This is a genomic window from Sporosarcina sp. P18a, from assembly GCF_002743135.1.
GTDB lineage: Bacteria > Bacillota > Bacilli > Bacillales_A > Planococcaceae > Sporosarcina.
Map to the genome: position 1 here is coordinate 504,452 of NZ_PDYQ01000001.1, position 19,539 is coordinate 523,990.

A 19,539-nucleotide genomic window follows, 5' to 3' on the forward strand; every position below is an offset into this window, starting at 1 on the left:
ATGAGCAATCCATCAACACATGTACTCAATGAAATGAAAAAGGTAATGAACGGTAAAGACGATGTCATCCAAAACGTGTGGATGACGTTCCTAGCCGGCGGGCATGTATTGCTAGAAGATTTACCGGGAGTCGGGAAAACGACACTCGCGAAAGCATTCAGCCGAGTTGTCGGTCTTGATTCGAACCGCATCCAATTCACACCGGACGTCGTCGCCTCTGACGTCATCGGATTCACGATGTTCGACAAAGAGAAAAACGAATTCGTCTTTAAAGAAGGCGCGGTCATGTGCAACTTATTGCTCGGCGATGAAATTAACCGGACGTCTTCGAGAACGCAAGCAGCGCTCTTAGAAGCGATGCAAGAGAAACAAGTGACAGTGGACGGTGTGACCTATCCGCTGCCGAAACCGTTTCACGTCATTGCGACGCAAAACCCGTACGGTACAATCGGTACACAACCACTACCGAGTGCGCAAATCGACCGTTTCATGACGAAATTGAGCGTAGGGTATCCAGATTTTGAAGACCAGGTAGAAATGCTGAGAAATCGTCAGCAGGCGGATCCATTATCATCACTGACACAAATTATTACGAAAAACGAATTGCTCGCGCTACAACATCAAGTACAGAACCTATTCATTGACGATGAAATCTTGCGCTACGTCACGGCACTAACCGAGAAAACGAGAAATCATTCGTCGATCCATCAAGGAATCAGCCCGCGTGGCGCACTCGCACTTTGCCAGATGGCGAAAGCACATGCCTTCTTACAACAACGCGATTACGTCATTCCGGAAGATGTCCAGGCTGTGTGGTTGCCGACGAGCCGACACCGCATCGTCATGTCAGGCGTACTAGGTACTGAACATGAGCAGGATACGCTACTTGAAAAAATACTGCACAGTGTTGCCACGCCCGACCAAGCAATGCTTGCGACATTTTAATGGCTGATCGTATGATAGGGACACTACTCATTAGCGTCGTGTGGCTGCTGTTTACGCTCGCGTTTTTCATCTTCACGACGACGCATTTCGCTCTATTATTCGCAGTCGGTTCGCTTATTGTCTGGCTGTGGCTCGTGTTGAGCGTCTATCAAGTCAAAGGGAAAATTCAATGCGAAATTATCACGGCGAATGAAATTTATAAAAATGAACAAATGAGTTATCAACTGCGCGTACAAAATACGAGTCGCATACCCGTTACACACCTACAAATACATCTCGTCACCGAGCATCTATTTACAGGCAGACAAGAGAGTCATCAGCACGACTTGTCCATCCGATCGAAAAGTACGGAAGAATTTTCGTTCGTGTTGCCGCGGAACTATATGGGGCAAGTGAATATACGAATCACACAACTGACGATCAAAGACCATTTCACGTTCTTCCGTTCGATGCAGAAAATGGATACGCAATCCACACTATTGATCATGCCGAATCCGTATTTACTAAAACTTCAACACATCGAGCAAAATCAACATGTGCTACAAACGCCGGGCATGATTCCGACGAAGAAAATCGCTGGCGAAGAGCTGGTGGAATTGTCGATGTACAAACCGGGCGACTCGGTCAAACAAATTCACTGGAAACTATCAAGTAAAGTCGATGATTTGCTCGTCAAACAGTATGAAACGCTGACAGGGAATGCTGTTATGATGACGATCGATTTTACAACGTTCACCAATCGGGTGACACTCTATGACGAATTCATTGAGACGTTTTCCGCTCTGCTTTATTCCTATGTCGCAGGCGATCACGAAGTCCAACTTCTAGTGGATCATTCGACAGCTGAGCAGTTGACGATCGACAATGAACGGGATGCAGCGAACGCTATAAAAGAAGTGTTGACGAGAAGTGTCGCGCAAGTTTCGATGTCGGACGAACAGTGGAAAAAGCTCAGACGAACCTCTCCAAACTGTATCGTAATGACGACCAATAGTGCGCGTAGTACCGACTACCAGACCGTCGTGATCTCGGATAAGAAGGAGGGATCCGTCGCATGAAATGGCTGGATGGAGTAGTTGCGTATAGTGTCCTTGTATCGGCGTTCCTCGTAGTTCGTTCGATGCTGTTTCCTGAGATGAGTAGCGTACCCGCGCTCATACTCGTCTTGCTGTGGATGGTCGCGCGTATACTGTGGAAACAGCGTGGCGGCGACATCGTTTTGATTGCGAGCGTCGTTTTTAGTTTGATTTTCCTATCAACGTACATAGACGACGTGAAACGAACGATCAACGCGTTGTTCATCGCACTCTCAGAACACAAACATATTTATATAGATCTATTATCCGTCAATGAAACGACTTCGTGGCTAAACGGCATGATCCTCGGTCAAATCGCTTTGCTGATCGGCAGTGCCATGTATTATGCCATCGCGAATCAAAAACGTTGGATTCCTGTTGCGCTCGCTATCGTGATTTGGTCGATACAAATACTTCTCGGCACATCACCCGCATTAATCCTTGATATTCTATTTTTTACGGTGCTGATTCTTACATTGCTGTATATGAATCAACGACCAGTACGCTGGTGGAAACGGATGGCGGTCGTGCCCATTTCATTGGTCGTGCTAATGTTCGTCTACACGGCGATGAATCCAAACGGTAATGAAGAGTTTACAGGCAGTTTGAAAATGGAAGATACTGTACGTTATCAAGGCGAAAAGTGGCGTTATTTTAAAGGTGAAGAGCCCGTGTTGACAGCCGGAAACTTCCATCGACTTTCCACGTTTACACCGGGCGATTATACCGCGCTAAAAGTCGCAATGGAAAATCCGAGTCCACTGTATTTAAAAGGATTCGTCGGTTCGACTTACACGCCTAGTGGCTGGAAGGAAATCGATGGAGAAGCATATATGGAAGAGAAGTCACTGCTTGAAGCATTACAAAAGGAAGATTTCACCGGAGCGAAACAACTGAGCTTGGCAGCAGAAAGTAGTTTGCCGGATGAATATGCAGAGGCGAAACTCGTCATTCAAAACGTAGCTGCATCCAGTCGATATATTTATGCACCGTATGAATTAGCAGACATAGATGGCAATCTTATCCGTTCCAAACAAGCCGACGCGCTGCAGGCGACAGGGGTTTTCGGCAGACGTACAGTGGAAATGAACTATATGCTGACGCCGTACACCGATTATCCGCAAATCGCGAATGCAGTATACGCGACAAAAGACACCGACTATTTACGTCGTGAAAGTCATTATAACCAATATGTCTACAACAACTATTTCGCGGTGCCGCAGGACAGTTTGAACGTCTTGCGCAATCATATGGACGAAAGCATACTCGATGTAGAAACGCGTTTACCGTACGAACAAACGATCCAGGAGGTGGAACGTTTCCTTGCACAGTCGATGCGTTATAACGAACATGCCGAACCGATAAAAGATCAGGATTTCGTAACGGGAATTTTGGAAGAGTCGAAAGAAGGCTATTCCGTTCACTATGCGACAGTTGCTACATTGGCATTCAGAATGCTCGGCACGCCTGCGCGTTATGCGGAAGGCTATATCGTCGGACTAGATGACGTGAAAGATGTACAGTCATTCAGTGAAATCAACATCAGCGAGAAAAATGCCCATGCGTGGACAGAAATCTATATCGACATGGTCGGCTGGGTGCCGATTGAAGTGACACCGGGCTATGCTGAGAAAATGCCTGCGATTAATAAACAAGACTATCCAGCACCGGGCGGTTCCGATTCACTGGACGAAAATGGCGGAAGCACGGCTGAACCTGAATCGAATGACACGACAGAAGTGCAGGATGATCAAGACAAGCCGGAAGACACGCAACAAGTGAATCCAAACACGGTTTTGTGGTTCTGGTTGAATCTGATCAGCGTAGTGATTATGTTAATCCTGTTCGTGCTGTACGTCTTGAGAAAAAGAAAACGTCAACAAAAACTCCAAGTAAAAGATCATCGATTAGCCGTTGTACACCATGTTCAGTACATGGTGCAGATGCTAGAAAAAGAACAAGTCGTGGCGAAGCGGCCTTCATTCGAAACGCTACCTGAAGCAGTTGGCAAAATCGATCCGCAACTTCGACAAGACTTCGAGGATGGGTTGAAAATCTATCAAAAAGCTAAGTATAGTCCGCATGGCGTGACTCATGAGGAACGCGCAAAGGTAGAGAAGTTATTTGCTCATGTTCATACTGCGGTGAAGGAATCGAAAAAAGGATTAAAGAAGTTACGATTTATCGTACGTCATCAATAAATAGGGAATTTGAGTAAAGCATCGCATACCGCGGTGCTTTTCTTTTTTTATAACGGAGCGAGGAGTAACGGGAAGAACGAGAATGAATCTTAAAAAAATGAAACATCTCTTACATAGTGGAAGTATATATATAAATAACAACGAACATATTATGGGTAAAAGTATGCTGACCGATTTCTCGATAGAATTACATAATTAAGTCATCTAGGAGGAATGAACATACATATACGGGAAATCCATCCGCTATCAACCGACAATAAGAAATGGAATGCCATTCAAATCTGTTTAAATGAAAAGATAAGGTTGGTAAATAGATTGACTGCTACTGATATCAAGTTCATTGCGGGTGTGGATGTAGCTTACTGGGAGGATGAAGGAATTGAATGGGGTGTTTGTAGCATAATCGTCATGGACTATGCGACAAAGGCGGTTATTGAAGAAACACATAGCACCGGAATTGTCGAAGTCCCTTATGTACCAGGATATTTGGCATTTCGGGAACTTCCCCTAGTTATTGAAACGGCCAAAAAGCTTATACATACGCCAGATCTATTTATGTTTGATGGTAATGGCTATTTGCATCCGAGGCATATGGGAATCGCGACTCATGCTTCTTTCTTTCTAAATAAACCAACTATCGGCATCGCCAAAAGTTACTTGAAAATAGCCGATGCAGAATTTGACATGCCTGAAAATAGGGCGGGCTCGTATGTAGAGATAGTCATAAATAGGGAGATATACGGCAGAGTTTTACGAACACATCAAGATGTAAAACCTATATTTGTTTCATGTGGGAACTATATAGACTTACCAACAGCAACTACTATTACTAAGGAATTAATAAATAGTGAAAGTCGATTACCCATACCGGTTAGACTGGCAGATTTGGCAACAAAGAGAAATAGAAGACAGCTTAGGAATAATAAATGAGATACTTTTATTAAATGAAAGAATCAATTTCATAACTCCAACTCCATGTAAAAAGACGAATATCATACAATCTTAGCAGTTTCGGCGAATCACGCTGTAACATAAGAAAAAGCCATCCACTCCAAAAACGGAGAGAATGACTTTCCTTTATACATCACAAAACTACGTATTACAGTTTTGCCCAACGTTCCTCTAACCAACTCATAAATTCTACACCTTTGTCGCCTTCATACGCATCAAAGACATCTACACGCATACGTTTTAATTTATCCGCAAAGTCTGCCACAGTATGGTCCTTCGGCAAGCTCTTTTTTACGCGAAGGAAGATTTTGTCTGTGTTTTTGATAATATCAAAACGTGCAGGTGATGGCTTCTCTACGTCCTCGCCAAATGCCACAAGTGCTTCATAGGCTGCTACTTGCACCTGGTGGACAGTATCATGCTGCATACGATTTTTTAATAAATCTATGACTTTGTCATGTTGATAATCCGATAATATGTTGACTGCTTCCAAACGCTCTCGCCAGCTAGACGTATAATTGGCCTGTTTCTTTAATGTTTCATACTGCTCAGGTAATGCTGTTTCAAACTGTTTCAAGTAAGTGCACCTCTTTTTTTTACTAAAGGAAGAATGGATTCTTCTCCTGCTGTTCTTATTATACGTTGTCTGGGTGGAAATAGCGATGGATTGCTGGTTAGGTTGTATAGGGGGAAGGGAAACAGACTACATTAAGGTGAATTGCATTGCGCCGACTTTTCTAGGAGATGGGTTCGACTCCCGCCGTCTCCATAGTTTAATTTCATGGAGTTTCATTGAACGTCATAAACCTTGTATTATCAAGGTTTGTGGCGTTTTTTTATGTCATACGATTTCATTGGATTTCAACGAAATATAGTCAAAACATAGTCAATCCATAGTCAAAACCATAGTCAAAAACAGGACCGAAACATCGATGAAATCAGGCTTTGTGAAATTGAATGATCAACGGAAATTCATCAAACCATAGTCAAAAGTCGAATTTAGTTTGAAAGGTAGTTATTGAACTTTTCAATCGTGCTTGCTTTTGCTTTTTTCGTAACGTGAGCATAAACATCTAACGTTGTTTTCACGTCTTTATGTCCTAAACGAACCTGTACTTCTTTAATCGTCGCACCCGCCTCAAATAGCAAAGAACAATGGGTATGACGTAAACCATGGGTTGTAATAGGTTCAAGCTGATACTTATCTAAAACACGTTTAAGCCATTGATATGTTTTATTGGGTTCGTGTAATTCATTTTCTGTATTTGGAAATACAAGTTGATTTTTTTTCAACGTGTTAAAACCGCGTTCTAAATATTTTTTTGCTTGTTCCTTCTTCCAACTCTTTAAGAGTATCATCGTCGTATCGTCCATCTTTATGGTGCGTGGTAATCCGTTTTTAGTTGGTCCAAGGTAAAGACCTTGCTCACCACGTGCAACGGCTTTATTAATGCGTATTTCGTTGTTCACGAAGTCGATGTCCCGCCACATCAATCCAAAGCCCTCGCTCTTACGCATACCGGAAAACGAGAGTAAATGGAAGAAAGCATATCGTCGTAAATTATTTTCCCTTTTAAAGCAATTCAGCAACTCGATCAATTGTTCGCGCGTATAAAAGTTTTCCTCTTCGTCTTCCTCAAGAGAGATTCTTTTCTTCAGGATTGGGATTTCAACCAGGTCAAAAGGATTTTTATCAATCAAACCCCGGCTTATAGCAAATGTAATAACCATCGCTGCATACGCTTTAACCATATTAAATCTTTTTAACTTCTTGGCCCATTGATCCACGTGTTTTTGACACACAACCACATCAATCTTGTTAATTTTATATTCGCCCATTGCCGGTAAAATATGATTTTTAAAAATACGAGAAGTTTTTAAAAATGTACTGTCTTGGACTGTGTTTTCATAATGATCAATCCAAATGTGATAAATATCTTCGTACGTTTCTACAGCTTGTTTTTTATACGTTCCATTGTTCACCTGTACTCTTAATTCGGTTAACGCATCCTGGGCTTCTTTCTTCGTTTTAAAGCCACGTCGTGTTGTTGTCATCTCTTTTCCCGTTAACGGATCTACACCCATATAGAGTCTAAACATATAGCGGGTCTCATTGTTTTTAAGTGTATAGCTTTTAATAATTGTGTTATTACTCATCTGTATATCCTCCCGACGCTTACGGAGACAAGAGGATGTAGCGATACCGCCACATGTCCATTCTATACAACTATAGCTGTCTTAACAAATCGGAGAAAGAGGGAATGGATCATTGCTTTCAAAATAAATCTTGATGAACAACTTTCAGTTGGAATTTTGAATAATTTTTCAGAGATCTAAATTTATTGTGTTAAGATACAGATAAGTATTCAACAAACGGGCCCGATTATTGAACAGCACTTTATATTGAAATTTAGGTAGTTTGTGAAGAAACGTACTTTAATTAGATAAGGGAAAGTTTTATTAAGGAGATATAAATATATTATATAAATAATAATAAATAAATAACTAGTTAGGCTATTTTAGTGAAAAACAGTGCATATTTCAGGGGCATATGGAAAAATTCGATAATCAAACAAATAGGAGAAGTAGATCAATGGAGAGGAAAAATGGACTATATAGCGAGTTGCAAAATGAGTTCAATGGAAAATCAATTTATGAACTAGAAAAAGATAAAGTCACAGTTGTTAGTAGATAATATGATAATGAGTACATCAAATATAAGAGATAAAAGATTTATACTAAGGTCAACCTTTCTAACATGGTCAAAATTCTTAAATGAAAATATACCAAATACACAAGAATCTTAGATAACAAAAGCTATTCAATTCTTAATTAAAGAGAAACAAGTTCCTCGGAATTTAACTATTGACAAGATATTTTTCGACAAACTAAAAAATAGAAAAATAGAATTGGAAAGAATACAGTATGTTTCAGGTATGATAAATGAAATCTTTGAACTAGAAGATGGGATATTAAATGTAAAAGGTCGGGCGGAAGCCTTACTTAAATTGATTGAATCCTGAGAAAAGATTGAATGAATTTAAAGTGAATACAAAACAGCATTCAAACTGTATTAAGAACCAAGCTTCTTTACTATATCATTTGGTAGTGGCGTAATCAAAGTATGCATTATGAGGAAGGTAATTATGGAGTTATTAAAAGAAGAAGTACATTCAATTTGGGACACTGAAAAGGAAAATATTTTTGCTGAGATAGCTGAAGGGACCTTTGAGGATTTAAGTAATTTGGAATTGGGTACACCACTTTACCAAGAATGGTGGAAACTTATCGATGAAAATGGAAGAATATTAGGCTATGGTTGGGTAAGCTATAGAAATGATGATTTTGAGATTTCATTGGTCGTTGATACGAAACATCAAGGGGTTGGATTAGGCTCATTTATTATGGATAAATTAGAAGCTATTGCAGTGGAGAAAGGCTTCAATGAAATCGTAGCCATTGTAAAAAATACTAATCCAAATTCCGAAGTAATGATAAAATGGCTATTCAAAAAAGGTTATGTTCCTTATTGGCTAGGGTTTGAAGGACTCGAACCGAAAAGCCAGGAATTTGCCATTAGCGGGGTTAAAAAGTCCGATATTAGACTAATCAAAAAGTTATGAGCCGGAGCATATTGAAATAAGGGGGTCAACCATGGGTCAACGTTGACAGAGTGGAAGTTTATATAGACTTATTTATAAAGAAGGAACCCATCTTGCACCATCCAAGGATACAGAAGGGGCATTTCGTGGTTCCCTTTTGGATAACGAAACAAATCGGATTGCAGGCCAAGCTGAGTGGGTTAAAGTCGATGAAAGCGAATATAGAAAATGATGCCCCCTATGATTACCAAGACCCCCGCCAGAAGAAAGAGTTATCTCCCGTAGCGCAGGAACATGCGCAGTTGGTAGGTATAAAGTAGTTTATGGAGGAATAATCTATGATTGAGACACAAGCAAAATACCATCATCTTGTTCCACAAACATACATGTCGGCATGGATGCATGGAAATGGGACGCTTAATGTGGAATTTCTTGATGCCCCTGGTGATATTGTCAAACGTAATAAAGAGAGAATTGCAGGAATAACAGATTTTCATTCAATAAAGGCTGGAATGCCTTTATGCACAGAAATTGATGCGAATATAATTTTTGAGCCGGTTTCATCGTATACTGTTGAATATAAAGGTAATATCCTTCAATCATCTCTTGATATGAATAGATACTATTATGATTTCGAAAATTGGATCGTTAAGCGAGTAGATGGTAGTCTTGTAAGTAAAAAAAGTATAAAGCGAGAAATTGAAAAAAAAAAAATTAAAGATATTGAGACTAATTGGTCTACTAAGTACGAAAATAACTGGGCTTCAGAAGTTACGAAGATTGAAGCAGCTGTGTTGCATGCTCCAAATGGTAGTATCCCTATGTTTGACCTAGAGTATCTAATGAAGTTTTTTACTGCTCTGGACTGGAGAGGCTTTAGGTCAAATCATTATTTTGAAGAAATGTATAAAACTTTAACAAGCGGTTTGCTAGATGACATTGAAATACCGGTAGATGAAAGAATCTTGCCGTCACTAAAAACTGCAGCATATGAAATTCGGTACAATTTATTATTGCAATTTTATCGGCAGTATCTGAGTGACTCTGGCGTGATTTTTAAAGATGTAATGGCAAATTTACAGCATACAAATTTTCATTTTCTGATAGCAGACGGTCCTACAAAATTTATTACGAGTGACAGTCCTGCATTCATGCATAGAAGAGATGATAAGAAATTGGTTGGCCTACTTCCGATAACCCCCAGAATATTAATGGCAAAGGGTAAACGTACAGAAGAAGATGGCTTATACTACGTGACGCATATCACTGATGAAGCGGTAAAAAGGTATAATGATGTTATTCGCTCTAATGCAGAGGAGTTTATAATCCATCAATGAGTAGTGGAACTATTATCTATTACGACTAAATCGATATACATGTTCAAGTACTGAAAAAGGTTGATATGTTCTCGATTACGAAGCCATCAATAATGAAATGAATGGCCGCCTCGTGGATGTTTCATACAGATAGGTTAAAAGAGAAGGAAGCAATCCAATAAGAGGATTTATAATAAATGAGTTTGTAAATAAATGTACCTAGCGAAAGGGTGCTTTTATTGAATAACGAACTTCGGCGCGATTGTGGAAGTGAATAACGATGAACAATATTAAAATAGCCCAGAGTTGTGTGTACTCTGAGCTATTTACTGTTTTATGGAGGGATACCATACCCCACGGTTGATGTCATTCCGAGTATACGATTTTAGCGGAACTCATTAATACATAGTCAATTTGCTAAATAGTTATCGAATTTTTTAATGGTTCCAGCCTTTGCTTTTTTTGTCACATGGGCATATACATCTAACGTTGTTTTCACATCTTTATGGCCAAGGCGAACTTGTACTTCTTTAATAGTTGCTCCTGCTTCAAATAATAAAGAACAATGTGTATGACGTAAACCATGGGTTGTAATGTGATCAAGATTATATTTATCTAGAATGTTTTTAAGCCATGGGCATGTTTTATTTGGATCTTGTAACTCATTTTTCGTATTTGGAAAGACGTATTGATTTTGTTTACGTGTATTAAAGCCAAGTTTTAAATAGGTTACTGCTTGCTCCTTTTTCCACTTCTTCAAGAGTCGAATAGTCTTTTTATCCAGCTCAATCGTGCGGGGTAAGCCGTTTTTGGTTGGACCTAAGTAAAGTCCTTCTATGCCGCGTGCAATGGCTTTATTGATACGTATCTCGCTAGTTGCAAAGTTAATATCCTTCCACATAAGTGCTAACGCTTCACTCTTACGCATACCAGAACACACAAGTAAGTTAAAGAAAACATAGAGTCGTAAATCCTCTTCTTGTTTAAGTGAATCTAGGAACTCGATAAGTTGTTCTCTTGTATAGAAGTTCTCAACAGGTTCTTCGTCAAATGAAATTCTTTTTTTGTCGATTGGAATCTCAACAAGTTCGAATGGATTTACATTGATGTTAATATAACCTCGGATCATAGCAAACGTAATAACCTTTGCAGCATATGATTTAACCATCTTGAACCCCTTTAGTACCTCAGCCCATTGCTCGACGTGTTTCTGACATATTGCAACGTCGATTTTATCAATTTTGTAATGACCCATTGCGGGTAAAATATGATTCTTAAATAAACGGGATGTTTTTAAAAAAGTACTATCTTGAACCGTTTTTTCATAACTCTTAATCCAAATAAGGTAAATATCGTTGTATGTTTCTGCCGTCTGTTTTCTAAAAGTTCCATTACGAAGTTCAAACTTTATTCGATCATATGCTAGCTGTGCCTGTTTTCTTGTTCTAAACGAACGCCGAGTTGTGTTTTTTTGTTTTCCGGTGAGCGGATCCGTGCCAAGGCTGATACGGAACATATAGCGAGTATCGCCATTCTTTAATTTATAAGGTTTAATAGGTGTTTGTTTACTCATTCCAACTTTCTCCTTTATTAAAAACTATTTTCAATCAAAAAGTTATCAATTTCCGTTTTTGAAATACGCTTAACCCCATCGATCTCGGCAACTTTCAATCCCATTAGGCGGAACTTCATAAGTGTGTTATATGAAACGCCGGCATAGGCTGCTCCTTCTTTGAGCGTCATCCACTCTTTATTAGCCGATAATTTTTTTTCAAAGTCTTTCTTCAAATTGTTTAACCCTTGAACTATTTCTTTTAAATCTTCAATGTGCATTTTTATTCTCCTTATTGTTGTAGTTCTAGTAAAAATGATGTTTATCTAAAGGTGAAAACATTGTAGTCGTGGAATTTTAATATTTTAAGAGTAAATACGATTTATTTTTAAGAAGGAAGCCATTAATAGAATGCGGGTACGGCTATCCTGTGAAAAGTATGGTCTGAGTACGGTATTTTTGTAAAAGGGTTGGTCGTAGGAACGGGATTTTGTAAAAAGTATGGACTGGGTGCGGCTTTTATGTAAAAGGTAGGATCACTAGTACGGGGATTATGTAAAAATACTCTGCGGATTATATGGCGCTGGTACAGTATTTGTGTAAAACACTTGAACTTTCAACATTATAAAAAGATGATTTCAAAGCCTTTTTTAGAGGAGAAATACACAATGCTATTCAGTACTTCTTGAAATGAATAAGCCCTGAATAGTTTTAAACACAGCTGTATTAAAATAACAGTAATTTTTAAGGTGTATGAAAAATCAGACGTTCAGGAATGGTACAATGTAAAAAGGAGTGATTTTATGAAAAAGGTCTTAGTAAATAAAGTTCGTTGCAAAAAGTGCAATGATGTCATTGAATCAACACATAGCTATGATTTTAAGAGATGTAGCTGCGGAGCTATATTCATTGATGGAGGAACGGATTACCAGCGTTTTGGCTGGGGGATGATTCAGGATGAAGGGGGAGAACTAGAAGACTATATTGATTTTAGCTATTCGGTTTATAAGGATTGAAGAATAAAGAGGAAAAACGATATAGCTGTGTTGTCAGAGTAAAATGAGTTAATTCAATTTTATTTAAACGATGTAAGTCTTAATATTAATGCTTCCGAAAAAGAAGTTGAAAACAGAGGTCTTATGACTCGTAAAACATAAATAGTGTAGCAGTTGGACTATCTATATAATTCCAGGCAGAATTTCAAATTAATTAAAGGGGAATCGAGCCAATGTATTTATCTGAACTTAGAATATGGAATTTTAGGAAATATGGACTAAAGGAAAAGGATAATGAAATATGTCCTGGTCTTACATTGCAATTTAATAAGGGCTTTAATTTATTGGTCGGAGAAAATGATTCAGGGAAAACTGCAATAGTTGATGCTATTAAATACACGCTACTTACTCAGAGCTATGATTATATTAGGCTTGAGCAAGAAGACTTCCATTTGCCTCAAGGGCTTGATGAGAGTGAAAGGGCTTCGGAAATGCGGATTGAGTGTGTTTTCAGAGGATTTACCAATGATGAAGCAAAGAATTTCTTGGAATGGTTGGGAATGGAGAAGATTGATGATGAGTTTCAATACTTACTTAAAGTCTTCTTAGTTGCAAAAAGAAAAGGGAGAAATATTTTTTATGATATAAAAGCTGGACCTGACAAAGAAGGTAAATTGTTGAGTGGAGAAGCGAGAAATTTACTGCGATCAACATACCTAACTCCATTACGTGATGCGGAGAGAGAATTAGCCCCCCGTCGAAACTCTAGGTTATCACAAATCTTAGACAGCCATGAATCGTTTAAGGATAGAGAAGAAGACCATTATCTTTTCGAAGTAATGGAAAAAGCTAATTTAAGGATTAAAAAATATTTTGAAGGTCGAAATGAACATGAAGAATCTTTAGAAGACTTGCAAGGTGAAAAACTGCTAAAAGAAATCAATCAATACCTGGGAGAATTTTCGGGTGTGAAAAATAACTTAAACTCCAATTTCTCAATTTCAGATATGAAGTTAAAAACCATCCTTGAAAAATTGAGTTTGAATTTATTGTCTACAAAAGCGGGTTTAGGTTCCCATAATTTGTTGTTTATAGCGGTGGAGCTTTTGCTATTAAAAAGAGAAGGTTATTCAGGTCTCAAACTGGCTTTAGTGGAGGAGATTGAGGCACATATACATACACAGGCACAAATTAGATTGGTTGAATTTCTACAAAAAGAAGCAACTACATCAAACATACAATTAATTCTTACGACTCATAGTCCAGTATTGGCGTCAAAAATAAGTTTAAGTAATTTAATTGTATGTAAAAACGAAAATGCCCTACCAATGGGACCATTTCATACTGAGCTGGAACTAGGAGACTATCTTTTCTTGGAAAGATTTTTAGATTCTACAAAGGCTAATTTGTTTTTTGCAGAAGGTGTAATTTTAGTAGAAGGTGATGCTGAAAATCTTCTTATCCCCACTATAGCCCAAATAATAGACAAACCACTATCCAAGTATGGTGTTTCAATAGTTAACGTCGGTAACACAGCATTCCTTCGCTATTCAAGAGTATTTAAAAGGAGAAATCTGGGAGAAGGTATTTTAGATATTCCAGTTTCGTGTATAACGGACAATGACATCAAACCAGATATATATAAATCAGTTGAAAAAGATACCGAAACAAAGTCTGATTTGAATAGGATAAAGACAATTGACCAAAGGAGGAAAGAAAAAGAGGAAAGGATTCAAGGTCAGTTCGTAAAATTATTTATCTCCCCAGAGTGGACTCTTGAATACGATATCGCATTAGGAGGTTTGCAGAAAGAATTATTTACAGCAGTTCTACAAGCCGAGAAAATACAAAATAGTAATAGGTATGGATTAACAGAGAAAAAGATAAACGAAGTTGATCAAACAATTGAAAAACAATATGAAGAATGGACAATGAAAGGGACTTCCACTGAGGAAAAAGCATTCTATATTTATCATGACTTAATGCTTGAAAAAGGTATTTCAAAAGCTATTACTGCTCAGTGTTTAGCTGGGATTTTAAAAAATGCAGATAAAAATGAAATTCAGTCACGTATTTTAGGAGATAAGTATTTAGAGTACTTGGTCAATGCAATATCTTATGTAACAGTTGGGGCAGATAAAGATGATTAAAATAACTCAAGAAGATATACAGTATGCAGAAAGTTTATTGTTACCAAAAGGAAAAACATTCAATGAAGAAAGAAGAAATATTATAACGTGCTTAGAAACGAAGGATATTAAGGCTTGCCCAGGAAGCGGAAAAACAACAACATTATTAGCTAAGTTAGCGATAATTTCTAAAAAATTACCTCTTATTCATAATAGTGGTGTATGTGTTTTAACACATACAAACGTGGCAATCAATGAAATTAAGACAAAGCTCGGAGTGCATGGTTCAAAGCTTTTTAGTTACCCGAACAACTGTAGTACAATCCAGTCATTTGTAAATCAATATTTGGCTATACCTGCATATATAAATTTATATGAAAAACGTCCAGTTAGAATTGATGACGAGATTTATAATGAAACAATCTTAAAGGAATATTATAGCACTGTGCCTAGAAGAATTCGTTTCGGAGTTGAGAAAAGAGACCTTGATATCATCTATAAAATGAGGTTTAGCTTGGAGAATGGTGATTTGATTAATGGGATATACGGTAACTTGATTTACAAAAACAAAGAAACGGATACTTACAAATCTTTGCTCCAATTAAAACTGAAAATGCTTCGTCTTGGGGTCTTATGCTATGATGATGCTTATTTTCTGGCAAATATTTATTTGAAAAGATATCCTCAAATAAAAAAGGTTTTTTCAAAAAGGTTTTCGTATGTATTTATCGATGAAATGCAAGACACAATGAAACATCAAAATGATTTATTGACTAAGCTGTTCGATGAATCAGTAGTATTACAAAGAATCGGTGATCAGAATCAGTCTATTTATGATAATCATAATGCGGATGGTGCATGGAACATAAAAGAGGATTCCTTATCTATTTCTGATAGCAAACGTTTTTCACAGTCGATAGCTAATATTGTAAAAAATATCTGTGTCGCTCCTCAAGAATTGGAGGGGAATCCAAATATCAAGAACATTAAACCTACACTTATCGTTTTTAATAGAGAAGAAATAGACAGAGTTATCCCTTGCTTCGGGGATATGATTATTAGAAATGGATTACATAAAGAGGAAAAGACTATTTTTAAAGCAATTGGTTGGGTTACAAATACTCACCCACAGCATAACACTCTTTTAGACTATTGGAAGAATTTTAATAGAGGTATTAAACAAAGAATCGACTTCAATCATTTAAATTCCTATTTAACGTCCATTTCTACTGAAGATATAAATCAAAAAGGAGCCGCTTTATATAAACAATCTATTATTCGGGGGATATTGAAAGCTTTGAGATTAGTGGGAGAACGGGATGAGCAGAGTAGGTTTTTTACTGAAAAAACATTGCTCGACTTTTTGGAAAGGGAGCATAAAGAAACCTATGAAGAGTTGTTATCCAAACTAGCAAAATGGTGTTTATCTATTCAAAATGGCAAGGATGTATTTAAAGAGGTAAAAGAGTTTATTGAGCTAAACCTAAAAGAAGTATTTAATTGGAGTAGTACTAGCGAGTTGGTTGAATTTTTTGATATGGAATCAGAGAAACAAGAAATATCTACTCCTTTAAATCACAATACTTATACCTATAAAGAAATGGCAACAAATGTAAATATAGAATTAGATAGTATACATGGGGTGAAAGGGGAAACTCATACTGCTACACTTTATCTTGAAACTTTCTATTATAAATACGATGTAGCTAGGATATTAAATTATTTCAAAGGGATCCATGAACCTACAAATCAGAAGCGCACTTTACAAAACTTAAAGATGGCTTATGTTGGTCTAACAAGGCCTACACATTTGCTATGCGTTGCAGTACATCAGGAAACAATTACAGGCCATGAAGAAGATTTAAAAAAGGCTGGATGGAATATTGAATATGTAACAAAGTCAAGTGGATAAGGAATCAACGAGAACTGTCCTGAGTGCGAAAATAGCTATTATCGCACTCTTTATTTTCTTGAAAAACAATCAATAAGATAGATTGCTGCGGCGATTTTTTCTTGTTCGATAACTGTTAGATAATCAGTGGTGTTAAATTGATATGATAATTTGGTGGAGGGGTGTTAATGAATAGATGGTCCATTTCTACTTATCAGATATACTAAAACGAAGTAAATATAACTTGAATAGAACATTACTTATCCGTCATTCGTTGAAACATCAACGATTTATTAACGCATATCGTGATGGCTTTATACGCGAATATACGCAAAAACAATCACCTCATTTTTTTGATGGGTTCGATAAAGTGATTGTCTTTGCTGCGGATGAAGGTACTACAGCGAAGTATTTAAAATCGTATGAATTAAGACATGGTGAGATGCCGTCTATTTCACCAGATTGTTCACCATTTTTGCTAGAGCCGTATAAAGATGAAATTATGCATCCTTTATTCGAAATCGTTGAAGATCCATTAAAGCAATACGAAAATAAATTATTTATTGAATGGGGCAAGGCGGCTGTGAAATGGTATCAAAAAGGAATAAATGAAAAAATCATAACACAGCTAGTGAACACAAGTCAGTTTGTCTTTCCAGGCTACGAAAATGTCATATTAACGTATAACGAGCTGAAACAAATTATCGATGACCGTTCAACGTATGCGGATTAGCACATCGCCCTTAGCTCCATCAATGCGGTTTATCTAATCACGGATTGCTCTAGCGGAAAAAATTATATTGGCTCCTCATACAATAAAAACGGTTTACTTGGCCGTTGGGCGGAGTACGCGGCAACCATACATGGAGGTAATGAAGTATTTAAGCAGCTACTTGTACAAGATTCTAGTGTGCATTTACATTTTCAGTATACAATTTTAAAGGTACTACCGAAAGATATTACAGCAATAGAGGCAGTTGAGGTTGAAAATTTATTTAAACGAAAGTTGCAAACAATTCAGTTCGGATATAACCATAATTAAAGAAAAGAATGTGTAAGTGATTTATGAAGAAAATAAGGATTGGTTAAGATTATGAATAAGTAAAAAAGGGGATTTTTGTGTTAATAACGGGTTCGGTTGACGGGGAGAAAAATGCTATGGATAGTTGCAATGTCATGTTGATCGGCATATATTTTAACAGCAAATCAACAATATAAATAGCAAATAAAAACGCTCAGATCTGAGCGTTTTTTGAGCCACTGAATGCGGATAATAGAGCCAGTAAAAGCGGAAGCGAAAGCCACCAATCGGCTGAAGTGGTTGAAACAGCCCTAGAAACGAGGTTTCTAGGGCTGTTTGCGGTTCTTATCAAAGTAGTGAAGGATCTATTTCATCGTCTATAACGCGAATAGCCCATAACACTAGTTCATCCATATCTATTTCTTCTTCCACTACACCGATACAACGAGTTAGTAAACCAATTTCCACTTTTTCCATAACTTCATCTGGCAGATATCTGTGAAAAAAATAGGTAGCGATGCTATTTTCTACTTCCTCCGGAATCATACTCTAACCCCCAAACCATGACGTTCTCTCATCGAGATTTCCCCATCAACCAGAATTTTTAGTAATCATGCACAATGCGGTCGAGAATTGCGTCTGCTATCTGCGCCTGTCCTAACTTAGAGTGCCATCCCTCAAGTGAGAACTGAGAACAGAATATCGTGGATGTACGCTTTAATCTTGATTCGATGATTTCTAAGACGTGAAGGGCCTGCTCTTCAGAAAGCTCTGTCAGTAACCATTCATCCAAAATCAAGAGATCAATTTTCTTGTATTTTTGAATAATTTTACGGAAACTACCATCAGCTTCATATTTCGCTACAGCTAATTCATCCAATAATTCTGGCAATCGGATATACTTCACTTTATAAAATTGGCGACAGGCATGGATACCAAACGCATCGAATATCCAAGTTTTGCCATTACCTGATGCACCCATTAAAATAATGTTGTGATGATTCTGTAGATAATTCCCTGTAGCTAATTCTAAGATGAGACTCTTATCTAGTCGGCGATCTGGATGGTATTCAATGTCTTCAATGGCTGCCGTTGGATTTTCAAAAGTTGCCTGTTTAATCAATCGTTCCAATCGGTTAGATTTTCGACGATCGTATTCATAGTCAACCAACAGGTTGAAATGATCATCAAAATCCATTGCTTGATAATCTTTGTTCTGGCTCTCATGTCCGCATTCACTGGCTCAATCGTCCGCACTGGGTGGCTCAAAACTCCGCAGAGGTGGCTCAATTCTCATTCAATAATCAAAAGATAAATGGCAATTCCCCAAATAAACAAGGCCAAGCACTTATTTAGTATATTCATCAAGTTTCCTGTTGTATCCAGCTTTTTTAACACTGATCCTGCAATCATTAATCCGAAGAACCAACCCCAAGCTACTATAATACAACCGATTGTAAAATATACTTGTTCCTTTTCCACATATTTTAACGCGCTAGTTCCGATCACTCCTACTGTATCCAAGATGGCATGAGGATTTAATAAAGAAACGGATAAAGCAAACATAATTTGCTGACGGATGGGTAACGCGTTATTCGATTCATTTGCTTTTGGTTTTGTATTCCAAATGGAATGCCCCATATAAAGTAAAAATAATACTCCCACGAGGACTAAGCTAAATCGCAGCCATTCAAATTGCAAGACAATAGTAGATAGTCCAAATACAGCCAATATGATTAAAAAGTGTCCGTTAAAAGTACACTCTAACGATACATTAGTAAGCTGTGATTTATTAGGGTTTTAAGTGTACGATTCGTGTTGTATTATAATTGTCCTTCATAAAGAGATGAATTTATCTTA

16 protein-coding genes and 2 pseudogenes are annotated in these 19,539 nt (G+C 37.6%); 11 read left to right on the forward strand and 7 right to left on the reverse strand.

The window, feature by feature from the left end:
* The 4 genes from CSV75_RS02580 (at position 1) to CSV75_RS02595 (ending at position 5,152) form a co-directional block, all read left to right on the forward strand.
* On the forward strand, positions 1-945 hold the full coding sequence (locus CSV75_RS02580; protein WP_099674625.1) for an AAA family ATPase: 945 nt from the start codon (positions 1-3) through the stop codon (positions 943-945).
* A complete protein-coding gene (locus CSV75_RS02585; protein ID WP_099674626.1) occupies positions 945-2,003 on the forward strand; it encodes a DUF58 domain-containing protein in 1,059 nt (352 codons plus the stop codon). Before CSV75_RS02580 ends, CSV75_RS02585 begins: the two co-directional genes overlap by 1 nt.
* On the forward strand, positions 2,000-4,222 hold the full coding sequence (locus tag CSV75_RS02590) for a transglutaminase-like domain-containing protein (RefSeq protein ID WP_099674627.1): 2,223 nt from the start codon (positions 2,000-2,002) through the stop codon (positions 4,220-4,222). Before CSV75_RS02585 ends, CSV75_RS02590 begins: the two co-directional genes overlap by 4 nt.
* A gap of 219 nt (positions 4,223-4,441) precedes the next feature.
* A complete protein-coding gene (locus tag CSV75_RS02595; protein WP_369825350.1) occupies positions 4,442-5,152 on the forward strand; it encodes an endonuclease V in 711 nt (236 codons plus the stop codon).
* A 169-nt stretch (positions 5,153-5,321) separates the two neighbouring features.
* Here CSV75_RS02595 and CSV75_RS02600 read toward each other — a convergent pair whose 3' ends face one another.
* Both CSV75_RS02600 and CSV75_RS02605 read right to left on the reverse strand, forming a co-directional pair.
* Positions 5,322-5,750, reverse strand: a complete 429-nt coding sequence (locus tag CSV75_RS02600) for a HEAT repeat domain-containing protein (RefSeq protein ID WP_099674629.1) — start codon at positions 5,748-5,750, stop codon at positions 5,322-5,324.
* Between the two features lie 422 nt (positions 5,751-6,172).
* On the reverse strand, positions 6,173-7,330 hold the full coding sequence (locus tag CSV75_RS02605; RefSeq protein WP_099674630.1) for a site-specific integrase: 1,158 nt from the start codon (positions 7,328-7,330) through the stop codon (positions 6,173-6,175).
* A gap of 989 nt (positions 7,331-8,319) precedes the next feature.
* Between CSV75_RS02605 and CSV75_RS02610 the strand changes: the two genes are divergently transcribed.
* The 3 genes from CSV75_RS02610 (at position 8,320) to CSV75_RS02620 (ending at position 10,112) form a co-directional block, all read left to right on the forward strand.
* Entirely contained in the window at positions 8,320-8,796 is a 477-nt protein-coding gene (locus CSV75_RS02610; protein WP_158231574.1) for a GNAT family N-acetyltransferase, read from the forward strand.
* Positions 8,797-8,921: 125 nt separating this feature from the next.
* Positions 8,922-9,095, forward strand: a complete 174-nt coding sequence (locus tag CSV75_RS16200) for a hypothetical protein (protein ID WP_158231575.1) — start codon at positions 8,922-8,924, stop codon at positions 9,093-9,095.
* A gap of 18 nt (positions 9,096-9,113) precedes the next feature.
* Positions 9,114-10,112, forward strand: a complete 999-nt coding sequence (locus tag CSV75_RS02620) for a DUF4238 domain-containing protein (protein WP_099674633.1) — start codon at positions 9,114-9,116, stop codon at positions 10,110-10,112.
* 388 nt (positions 10,113-10,500) lie between these two features.
* Here the strand turns inward: CSV75_RS02620 and CSV75_RS02625 are convergent, their stop codons facing one another.
* Together CSV75_RS02625 and CSV75_RS16395 are read right to left on the reverse strand one after the other, a co-directional pair.
* Complete coding sequence (locus CSV75_RS02625; protein ID WP_099674634.1) at positions 10,501-11,664, reverse strand: tyrosine-type recombinase/integrase; 1,164 nt, start codon at positions 11,662-11,664, stop codon at positions 10,501-10,503.
* 17 nt (positions 11,665-11,681) lie between these two features.
* Complete coding sequence (locus CSV75_RS16395; protein WP_199171284.1) at positions 11,682-11,924, reverse strand: MerR family transcriptional regulator; 243 nt, start codon at positions 11,922-11,924, stop codon at positions 11,682-11,684.
* 522 nt (positions 11,925-12,446) lie between these two features.
* On the opposite strand from CSV75_RS16395, the gene CSV75_RS02635 reads away from it, so the two are divergent.
* The 4 genes from CSV75_RS02635 (at position 12,447) to CSV75_RS16520 (ending at position 17,391) form a co-directional block, all read left to right on the forward strand.
* Entirely contained in the window at positions 12,447-12,659 is a 213-nt protein-coding gene (locus CSV75_RS02635) for a DUF7695 domain-containing protein (RefSeq protein WP_099674635.1), read from the forward strand.
* Between the two features lie 212 nt (positions 12,660-12,871).
* A complete protein-coding gene (locus CSV75_RS02640; protein WP_099674636.1) occupies positions 12,872-14,788 on the forward strand; it encodes an ATP-dependent nuclease in 1,917 nt (638 codons plus the stop codon).
* Complete coding sequence (locus tag CSV75_RS02645; protein WP_099674637.1) at positions 14,781-16,679, forward strand: UvrD-helicase domain-containing protein; 1,899 nt, start codon at positions 14,781-14,783, stop codon at positions 16,677-16,679. The genes CSV75_RS02640 and CSV75_RS02645 overlap by 8 nt, the downstream gene beginning before the upstream one ends.
* 223 nt (positions 16,680-16,902) lie before the next feature.
* Positions 16,903-17,391: a hypothetical protein gene (locus CSV75_RS16520; RefSeq protein WP_233191567.1), complete on the forward strand. Its 489-nt coding sequence runs from the start codon at positions 16,903-16,905 to the stop codon at positions 17,389-17,391.
* A gap of 636 nt (positions 17,392-18,027) precedes the next feature.
* Here the strand turns inward: CSV75_RS16520 and CSV75_RS02655 are convergent.
* The 3 genes and pseudogenes from CSV75_RS02655 to CSV75_RS02665 all read right to left on the reverse strand — a co-directional run.
* Entirely contained in the window at positions 18,028-18,225 is a 198-nt protein-coding gene (locus CSV75_RS02655) for a hypothetical protein (protein ID WP_099674638.1), read from the reverse strand.
* A pseudogene (locus CSV75_RS02660) lies at positions 18,222-18,904 on the reverse strand (ATP-binding protein); the annotation flags it as partial. The pseudogene CSV75_RS02660 and the gene CSV75_RS02655, both read right to left, overlap by 4 nt.
* A 68-nt stretch (positions 18,905-18,972) precedes the next feature.
* Positions 18,973-19,449: pseudogene (locus CSV75_RS02665) on the reverse strand (LysE/ArgO family amino acid transporter); the annotation flags it as partial.
* Positions 19,450-19,539: the final 90 nt, after the last annotated feature.